Origin of the sequence: Actinobacillus capsulatus DSM 19761 (assembly GCF_000374285.1) — a bacterium.
GTDB classification, from domain to species: domain Bacteria; phylum Pseudomonadota; class Gammaproteobacteria; order Enterobacterales; family Pasteurellaceae; genus Actinobacillus; species Actinobacillus capsulatus.
On record NZ_KB893930.1, the window covers coordinates 226,032 to 240,104 of the forward strand.

At 39.2% G+C, this 14,073-nt stretch carries 10 protein-coding genes and 1 pseudogene; 5 read left to right on the forward strand and 6 right to left on the reverse strand.

Translation table 11 applies throughout. From position 1 onward, the window contains the following. Positions 1–61: 61 nt before the first annotated feature. On the reverse strand, positions 62–3,949 hold the full coding sequence (locus C228_RS13120) for a DEAD/DEAH box helicase (protein ID WP_342662611.1): 3,888 nt from the start codon (positions 3,947–3,949) through the stop codon (positions 62–64). Then, positions 3,909–4,415, reverse strand: coding sequence for a hypothetical protein (locus tag C228_RS0101155; RefSeq protein ID WP_018650885.1), 507 nt, complete (start codon positions 4,413–4,415; stop codon positions 3,909–3,911). Before C228_RS0101155 ends, C228_RS13120 begins: the two co-directional genes overlap by 41 nt. Positions 4,416–4,483: 68 nt before the next feature. Between C228_RS0101155 and thiQ the strand changes: the two genes are divergently transcribed. Both thiQ and C228_RS0101165 read left to right on the forward strand, forming a co-directional pair. Next, complete coding sequence (gene thiQ, locus C228_RS0101160) at positions 4,484–5,134, forward strand: thiamine ABC transporter ATP-binding protein (RefSeq protein WP_018650886.1); 651 nt, start codon at positions 4,484–4,486, stop codon at positions 5,132–5,134. 171 nt (positions 5,135–5,305) lie between these two features. Next, a complete protein-coding gene (locus C228_RS0101165; protein ID WP_018650887.1) occupies positions 5,306–6,727 on the forward strand; it encodes a sucrose-specific PTS transporter subunit IIBC in 1,422 nt (473 codons plus the stop codon). A 261-nt stretch (positions 6,728–6,988) separates the two neighbouring features. Here C228_RS0101165 and arcC read toward each other — a convergent pair whose 3' ends face one another. The 4 genes and pseudogenes from arcC to aphA form a co-directional block, all read right to left on the reverse strand. Next, on the reverse strand, positions 6,989–7,936 hold the full coding sequence (arcC, locus tag C228_RS0101170; RefSeq protein WP_018650888.1) for a carbamate kinase: 948 nt from the start codon (positions 7,934–7,936) through the stop codon (positions 6,989–6,991). 148 nt (positions 7,937–8,084) lie between these two features. Then, a complete protein-coding gene (locus C228_RS0101175; RefSeq protein ID WP_018650889.1) occupies positions 8,085–9,089 on the reverse strand; it encodes an ornithine carbamoyltransferase in 1,005 nt (334 codons plus the stop codon). A gap of 654 nt (positions 9,090–9,743) precedes the next feature. Continuing rightward, positions 9,744–9,917 carry a hypothetical protein gene (locus C228_RS14415; RefSeq protein WP_018650890.1) on the reverse strand — a complete coding sequence of 58 codons (174 nt, stop codon included), beginning with the start codon at positions 9,915–9,917 and terminating at the stop codon, positions 9,744–9,746. 62 nt (positions 9,918–9,979) lie between these two features. Further along, positions 9,980–10,689, reverse strand: a pseudogene (gene aphA / locus C228_RS0101185) (acid phosphatase AphA). 381 nt (positions 10,690–11,070) lie between these two features. On the opposite strand from aphA, the gene C228_RS0101190 reads away from it, so the two are divergent. The 3 genes from C228_RS0101190 to rsmH all read left to right on the forward strand — a co-directional run bounded on the left by C228_RS0101190 (position 11,071) and on the right by rsmH (position 14,063). Beyond that, complete coding sequence (locus C228_RS0101190; protein ID WP_018650892.1) at positions 11,071–12,405, forward strand: anaerobic C4-dicarboxylate transporter; 1,335 nt, start codon at positions 11,071–11,073, stop codon at positions 12,403–12,405. A gap of 232 nt (positions 12,406–12,637) precedes the next feature. After that, positions 12,638–13,096 carry a division/cell wall cluster transcriptional repressor MraZ gene (gene mraZ, locus C228_RS0101195; RefSeq protein ID WP_018650893.1) on the forward strand — a complete coding sequence of 153 codons (459 nt, stop codon included), beginning with the start codon at positions 12,638–12,640 and terminating at the stop codon, positions 13,094–13,096. A gap of 25 nt (positions 13,097–13,121) precedes the next feature. Further along, a complete protein-coding gene (gene rsmH, locus C228_RS0101200; protein WP_018650894.1) occupies positions 13,122–14,063 on the forward strand; it encodes a 16S rRNA (cytosine(1402)-N(4))-methyltransferase RsmH in 942 nt (313 codons plus the stop codon). Positions 14,064–14,073 lie beyond the last annotated feature (10 nt).

The following is a 14,073-nucleotide window of genomic DNA, read 5'->3' on the forward strand; positions in this document are numbered from 1 at the left end:
TTTTGAATTGGTAAGAAATGATTTTCCGCAACATTATTTGAAATAGGTTGGTAAAAATCAACTAAGAAGCCAGTCGGTTGAATGGTACGCTTTTGATGTTCAGCTGGGATTGTGTAATCACAATTAGGACATTGTAAACGCCCATATTTTTCTGTTCCAGTTTCATAGCCAGATTCGCCACATTGTGGACAACGCCATCAAGTGCTACATCAACTCCTGGGGCATATTCTCGAATAGCTATGGGTAGCTCTCGTGTTGGGAGTGATTTTATCTTTTGGTATTTGTGTTCTTTATCTGCTTTGACTTGATTTAAATTATCTGTCACTAATTCTACGATATTAGTTGGGAAACCATAAGATGGAAGATAAGTTTTTTCTGATAGAGTTCTTAATAAATAAGCATTGCAAAGACGTTTTTTCTCTTGCGTTAGGCTGTATTTATAATGCCCATTTGCTGTTTTAAGTTCAGAATCAATATAACTTGTATTAATCTGCCAATGTTCCCTTAATTGCTGAATTTGATTTGCCACCTGTGTAAAAATTTGTTTGATTGATGCACCTTGCAGACAGGTTCCACGTAAGATTTGGCTAATCGCATTTTTATAATTATCTTGTATTTTTTTATTTAATAGCCAATGCTCAAATTTTTCAGCAAAAGAGCTGTGGTTTTCCACGTCGATTTTACCAAAGAACCATTCTGTTGTGAGTTTAGTACGTTCTTTACTAATACTAATTGTGAGCAAGAATTTGTCCAATAAAAACGCATTTAAATGACGTTGCACTAATTTTTGAGAACTAAATTCTACATAAGGTGTTGGAATTGGGGTAGAAAACGCCCATTTAGGATCAGCAAATACAGCTTGATCGTGAGGATTGTCTTTACACAGTGTAAAGACAATCGCACGAGATTCTTGTGAACGCCCGGCACGTCCTGCTCGTTGTAAATAATTAGCGGGGTGTGGTGGTACATTATTCATAATAACCGCCATAATGCCACCAATATCACCCCCCATTTCCATTGTGGTTGAGCAATTTAGTACATTTTTTCTACCTTTTTTAAATTCAGCTTCATACTGTTCCAATTGCTCGCTATTCTGCTGAGCAGAATGTTCAGCCACTGTGTAATAATGACCGCCTTCAACAGCACTATCATTGGTATCTGTCCATAAATTTTGTTCTCGTAAAGCGTTAATATCAGCATTTTCTTTAATCTGTTTACGAGTCAAATTAAGTGCCGTGAGATAATCATCATCGTCTTTAAATTCCCAAAGAGCAGGTAATTTGACCATTTTGCACTTAAATTCAGATAAATCCGAATTTGGGGCTAATTTACGGAAAGCTGATGGTAAGTAAGGGGTAAATCCTTTAAAAGTGGTATCCAATAATTTATTACTGATAGGGCAAATGAATGCTTCACTCATTAAACTAAGCGACACATTATCTTCATTTTCAGCAGGTTGATGAGTAAAATCTAAGCGATATTTTTTCTCTGATTCGGTAAGAATTTGCAATCTTACCAATTCAGCCCACGCTGCTTTAAGCCATTCATTTAGAATATCTGCATCTGCATTATTTTCAGGATGCAAACCAGAGCCAGCGGATAGCAAACTAATTAACCGTTGTTGTTCAGCTTTACCTTGTTTTACCTGAATCCAATAGCGAATATTACCTTGTTCATTATCTTGTGATGTTGGGCTAATTAAACGTTGTTCAAACATAGGAGTACCAATCCAACGTTTTAAACCTTGTTCAATTTCTAAGAAAATTCGTTCCCTCACATAAAAATCAAGTGAGATTTTTAAGAAATCTTGCCAATCTTTAAGTGTTAATCCTCGTTGTTCCCAATAATTTGGCGTATGGTTAATTTTAGCTAACGCAGGATAGACCAATTTAACTAAACCTTGAGTTTCTAAATTATTGCGAGTTTTAGGACGACGAGCAAATTCTCGCAGAAGTAATAAACGAGCTAATTTGGCTCCGTTATCCTTATCAAAAACATTTGGAGCAAGACGATTATTTTCTTCATTCATTACTTTACCAATGTCTTTGGTAATTTCCGCTTCCATTTCTTTCCAAGATTTTGCAAGTGGTGTAATTTCTCCATCATCTTGCAAATAGGCTTCGATCTCTTGTTTGGTTTGTTGATCAAAGATAGATTGCAATGCGAGCCAATTTTGTTTTAACGTCTCTTTATCCATAGTATCCAAACCTTGCATTTTACTACGTAGCTCTGGTGATAAATGACTTTTCACTGCGACCGCACTTTTGAGTTTTTTTACCACCAAACCACGTAAACGAGAACGTTCTGCATCTTGTTGCATTTTGATGGTTAATTTTGCGGTGCCTTGACGGCTGTCTGTGAATGTAATTAAGCGTTTGCCACGATTAGGTTGATTGAGCTTATCATCTTCAATTTCAGCACAATATTCTAAAACGGTTGGCACAAGATTCATTGCATAAAAAGGTACGCCAAGCAAACTGCGACGCATTGCTTTTCCATAAGCTCCACGACCCGTATGACTACAAACAGAGCAGGTTTGTGTATCGCTATGAAGTTGATGGTAGAGAATTTCTCCACCTTTTAAATCAGCAGATAAACCATTGCGATCAAATTGGCGTTCAATATATTCAGAATGGGCATTTGGACTGAGTAGGATTTCTTCTTCTCGATGAATTTCAACAAGATCTGACTCTCCCATATTTTCGGGATCCATCTCTTCGAGTAGAGCAAATTCATCAGCAATTTTTCCAGTCCATTGCTTAAGCTGCTCATTTTGTAAACAGGCTAATAAGTGTGGAGCATTACACTCTTCGCAAAACACTAATTCCAAAACCGCAGCACCACAATCACATTTTACACGTGGCTGGCTAAATACTTTGCCAAATGCCCAGTTTTGTTTGAGTTGTGTATTTTGTTTAGCTGAGCAATTTGGATCGATACAAGCCCAAAGACTTGCTAGTGTGCGTTGAAAATAATGAGAGCGTAGTTTTAGAAAGGCTTCGCTTTGTTTATTATTAGCTTTGGTTGCGGTACAAAGATCAAGCCAACGATAAAGCTCTTCTTCAGATAACTTAGGAAATTCAGTTAGTGCATCTTGCACAGAACGGACTTTTTCGGCAAAAAATTGACGAATTTTGACCGCCTGTTCGCAGCTCAATAGGGCATTAAAGCGAATTTCAGAAACTTCTTGATCAGAGCCTAATTGCTCTAATGCTTCTAATGTCAAAGATTGTTTTGATTGCAATTTCAATGCAGGAATTTTACGACGACCACCAATAACAGCAATTTGATTTTCGGGGATATTGGCTAGTTGAGCTAGATAACGTTTAAGTTGGGCTTCAGCATCTGTCCCAGCAATGGTGGCAGATGTAGCGACAAAGCGAATATCTTCTGTTTTAACATCAAAAGCGTGCATTACACGACGTAGTTGTAATGCTAATTCAGCCGCTTGTGACCCCATATAAGTATGGGCTTCATCTAATATGATCCAACGCAATTTGCCCTTAGATTTATTTAAAATAGGGGCGTCGATTTGACGAATTAGCATATGTTCTAACATTGTGCCGTTGGTTACCAAAATTGGTGGTGGACTTTCTCTTAAATGCTCTCGAGAAAGTACAGTCTGTGGAAAACGTATTTGTTCATTTTTAACATTATCAGCATATTCTTCAGTATTACTGTTGTACAAGCAAAAGCGAATTTTATTACCAAAATGTCCAGTCCAAGTTTCTAAGCGTTCACGTTGCGAGCTAATAAGTGCATTTAATGGATACAAAAATAATGCTCTTACCCCAATAAGTGATTGATTATCCTGACTCATTTCACGATACAAATCTTCTAATACAGGAATCATAAAACATTCCGTTTTACCTGATCCTGTACCACTAGTAATAATCCGAGATTGGGGTTTATCTGCTAAAAGATCTTTCCAAGCCTGAATGATTAAAATCTTTTGCCATTTGAGTTAATACCAATTGCACTGCGTCAGAATAAAGATTTGGTGGTAAAGCAATAGCTTGCTGTAATTCCCCTTTAATTTCTGTTGCTTTTGTTGCAGGAATGAATCTTGTACGACTTTGTAAAATAGACTCTTTATCGCTAATAATTAGACAAGGATTATTGATTTCATTTGGTAATAAATAATGACCATGTTCATCTTTATCTAGCTTGAACGTTTCAAGTGTAGTAAGTGAAAGTAATGATAATTTAATTTTATTATCCATGTCTTCCATCTCAATTGTATCGCCATAAACTGAAATGTCAGAAGCATAAAGTGTTAAGTTTATCTGGCGAATAATGCGGTTATTCTGAGAAATAATCACTTTAACCTGTTCATCTAAATGCTTCGAAATAGAAAAAAGTGAAATAATTTCAGGTCTAAATTCATGCAAACTAATTTCTTGATAACTATTCATATAAATTTTCTGAATTTCTAATAAAATGACTTTCTCATTATATAGTAAAAATAATTTAAAACATCAAAATGGTTGATCTCGATTTACATTTCCAATATGAACAAATACAAATGCACTTTGTACTAAACGTTGTCAAAGGCGAACGTGTTGCCGTGATTGGTGAGAGTGGCGCTGGAAAAAGCACTTTGTTGAATCTTATTGCCGGCTTTGAGTTGCCGACAAGCGGTCAAATTTGGCTAAATTCTTGCAATCATACGGCGACACAGGTAGCGGAACGCCCTGTATCTATGTTGTTTCAAGATAATAATGTGTTTCCACATTTGACCGTTGAGCAGAATATAGGGCTGGCGTTAGTTGCCAGTTTAAAGTTGAATGATGCGCAGCAACAACAGGTTCAACAAATTGCGCAACAAATGGGGATTGCCGATTTACTAAAGCGGCGAGCCGATCAACTTTCCGGTGGGCAAAAACAACGGGTGGCGCTTGCTAGAACGTTGTTGCGTAAACAACCGATCCTATTATTAGACGAACCATTTTCAGCGCTTGATCCGAAACGCCGTGAAGAATTACAGCTACTGGTTGCGGATATTTGTCAGCAAGCGGAGTTGACTTTATTAATGGTGACACATCAATTAGAAGAAAGTTGTGCGCTTTTCGACCGAGTTATTACGGTTGAAAATGGTCGGATTATTTCTGACCGCTTGATGAATGCAGTTTAATGAGAAATTGCTTTTTTTGTACAAAATTTATTCGTTAATTGTTACTAAACTTGCTAAAATTGTGATCTAATCGACAAAACTAAAACGTTTTAGCAAAATTTGCTTTGTTAGCTAAACCGTTTTAGTTAAAATGCAATCGTTTAATCTTTATATAAAAATAGGTGGCAAACTATGAACTTCCCGAAAATTGCGGAGCAAACGATCGAGAAACTCGGTGGTAAAAGCAACATCACAACACTTGCACACTGTGCAACACGTTTACGTTTAACTCTTGCAGATGAGTCAAAAGTAGATAAAGAAGCGATTGAGAATATCGAAGGCGTTAAAGGTCAATTCTCAACGAGCGGTCAATACCAAATTATTTTTGGTTCAGGCACAGTAAATAAAGTGCATGCTGAAATGCAAAAACAAATGGGCATCGGTGATATGAGTACGTCTGAAGTGGCGGCGGCAGGTGCGGCAAACCAACCGTTATTACAACGTTTGGTAAAAGGTTTAGCGGATATTTTCGTACCGATTATTCCTGCAATCGTGGCAGGCGGTTTACTGATGGGTATCCACTCAATGCTGACTTCGGTTGGTTTCTTCTGGGAAGGCGATTCGGTTGCGACTAAGTACCCTGAATTTGCAGATTTAATTGATTTTATTAATACGATTGCAAATGCACCATTCGTCTTCTTACCGGTATTACTCGGTTTCTCTGCAACCCGTAAATTCGGCGGTAACCCGTTCTTAGGTGCGGCGCTCGGTATGTTATCAGTTCACCCTGCATTAGCCGACGGTTGGAACTACGCAAAAACTTTAATGGAAGGTAACATCAAATATTGGAACGTACTTGGCTTTGAAATTGAAAAAGTCGGTTATCAAGGTACAGTAATCCCAACCATCGTTTCTGCTTGGGTATTAGCAACCCTTGAAAAAGGTTTCCGCAAATTTGTACCTTCTTATTTAGATAACCTTGTGACACCAATGATGTCTTTATTCATCGCAGGTGTATTAGCTTTCACGGTAATCGGCCCATTCGGTCGTGAAGCGGGGTCTGCGATTTCAGCAGGCTTAACGTGGTTATACGACAGCTTAGGCTTTATCGGCGGTGCAATCTTCGGTACATTCTATGCACCAATCGTAATCACCGGTATGCACCAAACCTTTATTGCAGTAGAAACTCAATTATTAGCGGAAGTGGCGAACACCGGCGGTACATTTATCTTCCCAATCGCTGCAATGTCTAACATCGCACAAGGTGCGGCGTGTTTAGGTGTGGCGTTTGCAATGAAAGATGCGAAAGTACGCGGTTTAGCCGTGCCGTCAGGCATCTCAGCATTATTAGGAATCACAGAGCCGGCAATGTTCGGTGTGAACTTACGTTACCGTCAAGCGTTCATTGCTGCGATGATCGGTTCAGGTGTCGCTTCTGCTTTTATCGCATTCTTTAACGTGAAAGCGATTGCATTAGGTGCAGCAGGTTTCTTAGGTGTACCTTCAATTAAACCGGACAGCCTTGCAATGTACTCGGTAGGTATGGCAATTTCATTTGTCGTTGCGTTCTCAATCTCAGCGGTATGGGTGAAAAAAGCACAAGCTAAAAAATAATTTAGCAATAAAACAATAGAGAAAAGCCTCTAAATCTTACGGTTTAGGGGCTTTTTGTTTATGGTACAAGCGGTGAAATTTGCTCAATTCTTTGCAAATGGGAGTTTACGGAATACACAGAACGTCACAGAAAGCGATAGGGCGAGTGTCCTTGTACCTATAAAATGATAGATTAATTCATTTGCATTAAAAAGGGCGTACTCGGTACGCCCCTACTTTAATATTGCAGATTTTTAGTAAAATCTAACCGCTTGTTTTTGTTTACTTATAAAACTCAATACCTGAAATGCTATTGGTTACACGGGTTCCCGCTTTTCCTGCCACGATATCTTGAATATCGGAAAGTGAACCGATTGCAGCGTCTTTACCGGTGGCTTTTACAAAGTTAATCACCGCTTGTACTTTTGGTCCCATTGAACCCGGTGCAAATTCGCCCGCCAGTTTTTCTAATTCTGCCGGATTTGCTTTGGCAATTTGTAATTGCTCCGGTTTGTTGAAGTTTACACACGCCGCTTTGACATCGGTAGCGATAATAAATAAATCCGCATCAAGTTGTTGTGAAATGACTGCTGTTGCAAGGTCTTTATCCACCACCGCTTCCACACCTTGTAATTTACCTTGTGTATCACGAATACTCGGTACGCCGCCGCCGCCGCCGCAAATCACGATTTGATCTTGTGCTAATAATGCTTTTACCGCTTCAATACCAGTAACCGATTGTGGTTTCGGGCTTGCTACCGCACGGCGGTAATATTGACCGTCCGCCATTACTGTCCAACCTTTTTCAGCAGCGAGTTTTTCCGCTTCTTCTTTTGTGTAAACCTGTCCGATTGGTTTGCTCGGTTTGGCAAAAGCCGGATCGTTAGCATCAACAATCACTTGAGTCACTAAGGTTTGTGTCGGATGTTCCGGCACGAGGTTGGTGAGTTCTTGTTGCAACATATAACCAATCATTCCCACGGTTTGTGAAACCAGTACATCAAGTGGATAAGGCTCAATTTTATTATCAATCGCATGGTAAGCAGCGTGTTGTAATGCGCTTAATCCGACCTGAGGACCATTACCGTGTGAAATCACTAATTCATTATTCGGTTTAATTTTTGCTAGTTGTTCTGCGGCGATTTTGATATTTGCTGATTGGTTTTGGGCGGTCATTGGCTCGCCGCGTTTTAATAAAGCGTTACCGCCTAAAGCTACTACGATTTTCATGTTTTATTCCTATTATTGTTTTCATCAGGGAGAGGCAATGTTGTAAATTTTTCAGAGAATTTGACCGCTAGCCCTCTCTCTGCCTTTCGTAGCCTTACGCTACTCAAGGCTGTCTCTCCCCCATAATGGGGGAGAGGAGGTCATTTAATTATGCTAAGCTCGCTACCATTACAGCTTTAATGGTGTGCATACGGTTTTCCGCTTGTTCAAAAGCTACATTTGCCGGGGATTCGAATACGTCTTCGGTCACTTCGATGCCGTTTGCCAGAGCCGGATATTTTTCGGCGATTTGTTTGCCGACTTTGGTTTCGCTGTTATGGAATGCCGGTAAGCAGTGCATAAATTTCACTTTTGGGTTGCCGGTGCGTTGCATTAATTCAGGTGTGACTTGGTATGGCGTTAACATTTCAATACGTTCGCCCCAAGTTTCAAGCGGCTCACCCATAGATACCCAAACGTCAGTATGTACGAAATCTACGCCTTTTACTGCGGTATCAATATCTTCGGTTACGGTAATTCTTGCACCGCTTTCCGCTGCGAATTTTTGGCACATTTCAACTAAGCTGTCTTCCGGTAATAATGCTTTCGGTGCACAGATACGTACATCCATCCCTAATTTCGCACCGATTAATAATAAAGAATTGCCCATATTATTACGTGCATCGCCGATATAAACGTAGCTGATTTGGCTTAAAGGTTTTTCACAGTTTTCAATCATAGTGAGTACGTCAGCTAACATTTGAGTAGGATGGAATTCATCGGTTAAACCATTGAATACCGGCACACCGGCATAATCGGCTAATTCTTGTACCACCGATTGTTTAAAACCACGGTATTGAATCGCATCGTACATTCTGCCCAATACGCGAGCGGTGTCTTTCATTGACTCTTTATGCCCGATTTGAGATGAGGTCGGATCGATATAAGTCACGTGAGCGCCTTGGTCATAAGCCGCAACTTCAAATGCACAACGGGTGCGGGTTGAGGTTTTTTCAAAGATTAATGCAATATTTTTGCCTTTTAATTGTTGTTGTTCTATTCCCGCATATTTCGCACGTTTGAGATCACGAGCTAAGTCTAGTAAAAATTTGATTTCACGTTCGGTATGATTTACAAGGCTGAGTAAGTGTCTATTTTTAAGATTAAATGCCATGATATTGCTCCTGTGTCTGCTATAAGTAAAAAGTTTTAAAAATTTGACCGCTTGTATAAGTGAAAGAACTTATTCGGGATCGTGGATAAAGGAAATGTGGAATTGCAAGGCGAGAATGCTTTGAAAAGAATTGCATTGCGATAGCAAAGGTGCTTGCTATCTTATGTGTTATACCTAATGAAGGTATAAAAAGGGTAGGATTTAACATTTTTACTCCTAAAAATTTATGGGGTTGGTACTTGAGAGTCGCCATTAACCTTTCTTGTAGAAGTAGGCACGCAATTCTAGCAAAGCAAACGTTTGCTATCAAGTTGTTAATTAAATGACAAAAGCTTGGCCTGATTAGTTATGTATTTATTTTGCATTTTTATTCACTTTAATGCAAGGCGTTTTTATAAAGAAAATAAAAATTTATGAAGATTAAGGAGAGAACAAGCGGTCTGTTTTCAAGATTCTTTTGCAAAAAAGAGCGGTATTATGTAGCAGTTGCACAAACTTGTTGATAAATGAAACGTAGGGGCGAACCGATGTGTTCGCCCAAAAAAACAATGAGATTTGTATATCACGGGCGGACACATCGGTCCGCCCCTACAAATTGATGTGTGCATTTGCTACATAATACCGAAAAAGAGAGGAAATTTAATCGCTTGTTATTTAATGAGATCGCTTAAATAAGCGTTTTAAAGCAAGTAAAGGAAGGGAAACCGGCCAGCTGATTGCCAGTAACAAACTATGCAATACCGCTTTGAGAAAGCCTTTACGGGCAAATGAAGAGGCAAGGCAGACTAAAAAACAAAGCGGAATAAGCAGCAGATAAATCTCAATCATAAGTAACTCCTAAAAAATAAAAGCTGTTGATATTGACCAACAGCTTTTATTTTAGCGCATAACTAGTAGCTTGAGTTAATTAAAACTTCTTCACCATAGCCGCCAGCTTGTGGGTGAGGAACATAAGTTGAGTTTGCCGCACGTAATATACGGATGCCTCGAATGCTGGTTTCTTTTGCCGCTAAAATATCATCATCACTGTAGCCATAGTGAAGTTGTACTTTATGTTTAATGATCGCAGCCGTTTTGCCTTGTTTATATTCGGATTTTTGTCCTCCGGTAAAATTTACCGGTTGCATATTTTTAATACCAAGTGCTTTCGCCAAGATTGGAGTCACTTGATCATCTTTACCGGCAGTACGACCGGTAATCAAGAATATCTGGTCACCACGGGCTTGGTGCATTTCAATTAATGCTTTAGCAGACAGCTTTGGAATGGAATATTTATCACAGCTGGCATCAATTTCATCCCAAAAGTTTTGGTTTTTTAGGTTGCTGTGGTCATTTGGCGAATATTTTTGTTGACAGTAGTAAAAACAGCCGCTGGTTGCTGCAACCGTATCATCAATGTCAAAGCTTACGTTCATTGGTGGTGTATCTTTTAAACTTGCTTTGATTTGTGCAATTAAAATCCAATGGATTGGCGCGTGTTGTTCCGCTTGACGAACGGTAAAACCAGCTTGGGTATAAGGATTTTTTTACCTGATGCGTGGCTAGGGACGATAAGGCTTGCAATTGCCGTAACGGCGATAGATTTAATGGTCGATCTAATATGTCATCCTTTTAAATTGTTATATAAAGTTATAAACATAATAAATAAAGGTCAGAGACTTTAACAAATGAGTATGAGACTCTTTTTTAGTACTAAAATCCTCTAAATAAAATAGATAATAATTTATTTTAGTGTGTAAATAGATCATCAATTTAACACTATATTTTTAGTGTTTTTATTCTATGTAATATCGGTTATTGTACACTTGAATCATCAGCAAGATTTCTGTTTGGTGTGCTGAGAGTCTTTATTTATGTTTGTGCAAAATTTAGGGAAAATACCACTAAAGTGTTACACTGTTTTGATCAAATGCAAAGAATCACGGTATGAGCTCAAGTAAACTTGCAACCAGTGATTATTTATTATTTTTTTGGAGTTTATATGCTTTATGCAGAATTTTTGTTGCTACTCGCATTTTTATATGTAGGTAGCCGTTTTGGCGGTGTTGGTTTAGGTGTGGTTTCTGGGATAGGCTTATTCATTGAGGTCTTCGTTTTACAAATGCCATTGTCTGAGCCACCGATCAGTGTAATGTTAGTTATTCTTGCCGTAGTGGCTTGTGCTTCTGTGCTTGAAGCTGCCGGTGGTTTAAAATTTATGTTACAAGTGGCGGAAAGAATTTTACGTGCGAATCCGAAACGTATCACAATTCTTGGTCCTATCGTAACCTATACAATGACGTTAATGCTTGGTACCGGTCACTCGGTTTATTCTATTATGCCGATCATTGCCGATATTGCTGTGAAGAATGATATTCGTCCTGAGCGCCCGATGGCGAGTGCTTCTGTGGCATCACAACTTGGTTTAACCGGTAGTCCGGTTTCTGCAGTTGTTGCATATTATTTAACCGAATTGGTCAATGTGCCGGGGTCAGAACATATCACTTTATTACAAATTTTAGCTATTACTATTCCGGCAACGTTTCTTGGCGTAGTGGCAATGTCTCTTTATAGCTTACGTCGCGGTAAAGAATTAAAAGATGATCCTGAATATCAACGTCGTTTACAAGATCCTGAATTCTGTAAACGTATTGAAGAAACCAGCAGCACAACTTTAAATGAACAATTACCGCAATCAGCAAAAAATGCTGTTTATCTGTTCTTACTTGCGATTGTAACAATCGTGGTTATTGCAATGTTCCCATCATTGAAACCAACGCTTGCTGCTTCAGGTAAAGTTGCTCCGATGGATAAAATCATCCAAATGATTATGTTAGCATTCGGTGGTTTAATTTTAGTATTGGCTAAAACTGATGTGAAAAAAATCTCGAATACAGTGGTATTTAAATCAGGTATGGTGGCAACCATTGCAATTTTTGGTATTGCGTGGATGAGTGATACTTACTTCAATTATGCAATGCCTTCATTTAAAGCGGGTATTACCGAAATGGTTAAAGCACAACCTTGGACCTTCGCATTTGCCTTATTTGCGGTATCTGTGGTAGTAAACAGCCAAGCGGTAACTGCGAAAATGTTATTACCGGTGGGTATTGCGATCGGTTTACCAGCAGATTTATTAATCGGTTTAATGCCGGCAACTTATGCGTACTTCTTCATCCCTAACTATCCGTCTGATATTGCAACGGTGAGCTTTGATATGACGGGTACGACAAAAATTGGTAAGTACTATTTTAACCACAGCTTTATGGTACCGGGCTTAATTGGGGTAATCACAGCCTGTTTAATCGGTCTATCTTTAGCAGAAATTCTAATCTAATGACTCTTGTCTAAGAACGAATGATCAAGCGGTCGATTTTTGTAAAAAATTTGCAAAAGTCGACCGCTTGCTTTTTTCTACTTATCTTTACCAAACAAAACATTAAAACAGCTTGCCCGATGAACAACTAACCGATAAAATTCTGATCTTTTAGTGGGAAAAAGTGGGAGATTGTGGATTTTCTGAATCCGGATCTCGCCAAATATAGTAATTTTTAGTGGCAGGACAGAAAATGTTTCGTGGCGCAACTTCAATTAGTATCGATAGCAAAGGGCGGGTAGCAATTCCTACTCGTTATCGTGTGGAATTGCGTGAAAAACACAAGGGAATTTTGGTTTGTACCGTCGATATTCGCCAGCCGTGTTTATTACTTTATCCGTTACACGAATGGGAAGTGGTGGAACAAAAATTACTTGCACTTTCTAATTTTGATCCGATGCAGCGCCGTATTCAGCGAGTGATGCAAGGCTTTGCGACCGAATGTGAAATGGATGCCGCGGGTAGAATTTTACTTAGTCCCACACTAAGACAGCACGCACAGCTTGAGCAACAAATTATGTTGGTCGGGCAATTAAATAAATTTGAAATTTGGCAAGATAAACAGTGGCAATCACAAATTGCGGAAGATCTTGCATTGGGCTGTTCGGCGGAGATGCTGAATTGCGAAGCCTTAAAAAACCTTTCTTTATAAGATAAATAAGTGAGTTGGAAAAATAATGAACGATACAGTCCATAAGCATATTACCGTATTGCTACATGAAGCCGTTGATGGTTTGGCGATTAAGCCGAACGGTGTTTATATTGACGGTACTTTTGGACGGGGTGGTCATTCTCGACTCATTCTCTCAAAACTTTCCGAACAAGGTCGCTTAATTGCAACAGATCGTGACCCTCGTGCAATTGCTGAAGCGAATACGATTAACGATGCTCGTTTTCAAATTATCCATACCGCTTTCTCTGCGATTCCCGAAGTGTGCGAACAATTAGGCTTAACCGGTAAAATTGACGGTATCTTGCTTGATCTCGGTGTTTCTTCTCCGCAGCTTGATGATGCAGAACGTGGCTTTAGCTTTATGCGTGACGGACCTCTAGATATGCGTATGGATACGACTAAAGGTCTATCTGCCGCCGAATGGCTGGCACAAGTTTCGGTGGACGATTTGGCATGGGTGTTAAAAACCTTTGGCGAAGAACGCTTTGCGAAACGCATTGCACAAGCGGTCGTTTCTTATAATAAATCTGCAACAGACAAGATTTCTCGCACACTTCAATTAGCGCAGATTATTGCTGATGCCGTTCCTTTCAAAGATAAGCATAAACATCCGGCAACCCGTTCGTTTCAGGCAATCCGTATCTTTATTAACAGCGAGTTGGATGAATTAGAGAAAGCATTACAATCAGCCTTAAGCGTATTGGCACCAGAAGGTCGTTTATCAATTATTAGTTTCCATTCATTAGAAGATCGAATGGTTAAACAATTTATGAAGAAAAACAGTAAAGGTATGGATGTGCCGAAAGGCCTACCTATTTTGGAATCGGAATTAAATAAAAATATTCCGTTAAAAAACATTGGTAAAGCGATTATGCCGAGTGAGGCGGAAATCGAAGCAAACCCTCGCTCACGTAGTGCCGTATTACGTATTGCGGAAAAAAGATAGAGGAGTTAAC

What these genes read in the sequence shown, in the direction of transcription:
- rsmH (WP_018650894.1), top strand. Translation starts at nt 13,122, where the DNA reads ATGAACGATACAGTCCATAAGCATATTACCGTATTGCTACATGAAGCC.
- C228_RS0101155 (WP_018650885.1), bottom strand. Translation starts at nt 4,415, where the DNA reads ATGAATAGTTATCAAGAAATTAGTTTGCATGAATTTAGACCTGAAATT.
- mraZ (WP_018650893.1), top strand. Translation starts at nt 12,638, where the DNA reads ATGTTTCGTGGCGCAACTTCAATTAGTATCGATAGCAAAGGGCGGGTA.
- C228_RS0101175 (WP_018650889.1), bottom strand. Translation starts at nt 9,089, where the DNA reads ATGGCATTTAATCTTAAAAATAGACACTTACTCAGCCTTGTAAATCAT.
- C228_RS0101165 (WP_018650887.1), top strand. Translation starts at nt 5,306, where the DNA reads ATGAACTTCCCGAAAATTGCGGAGCAAACGATCGAGAAACTCGGTGGT.
- arcC (WP_018650888.1), bottom strand. Translation starts at nt 7,936, where the DNA reads ATGAAAATCGTAGTAGCTTTAGGCGGTAACGCTTTATTAAAACGCGGC.
- C228_RS14415 (WP_018650890.1), bottom strand. Translation starts at nt 9,917, where the DNA reads ATGATTGAGATTTATCTGCTGCTTATTCCGCTTTGTTTTTTAGTCTGC.
- thiQ (WP_018650886.1), top strand. Translation starts at nt 4,484, where the DNA reads ATGGTTGATCTCGATTTACATTTCCAATATGAACAAATACAAATGCAC.
- C228_RS0101190 (WP_018650892.1), top strand. Translation starts at nt 11,071, where the DNA reads ATGCTTTATGCAGAATTTTTGTTGCTACTCGCATTTTTATATGTAGGT.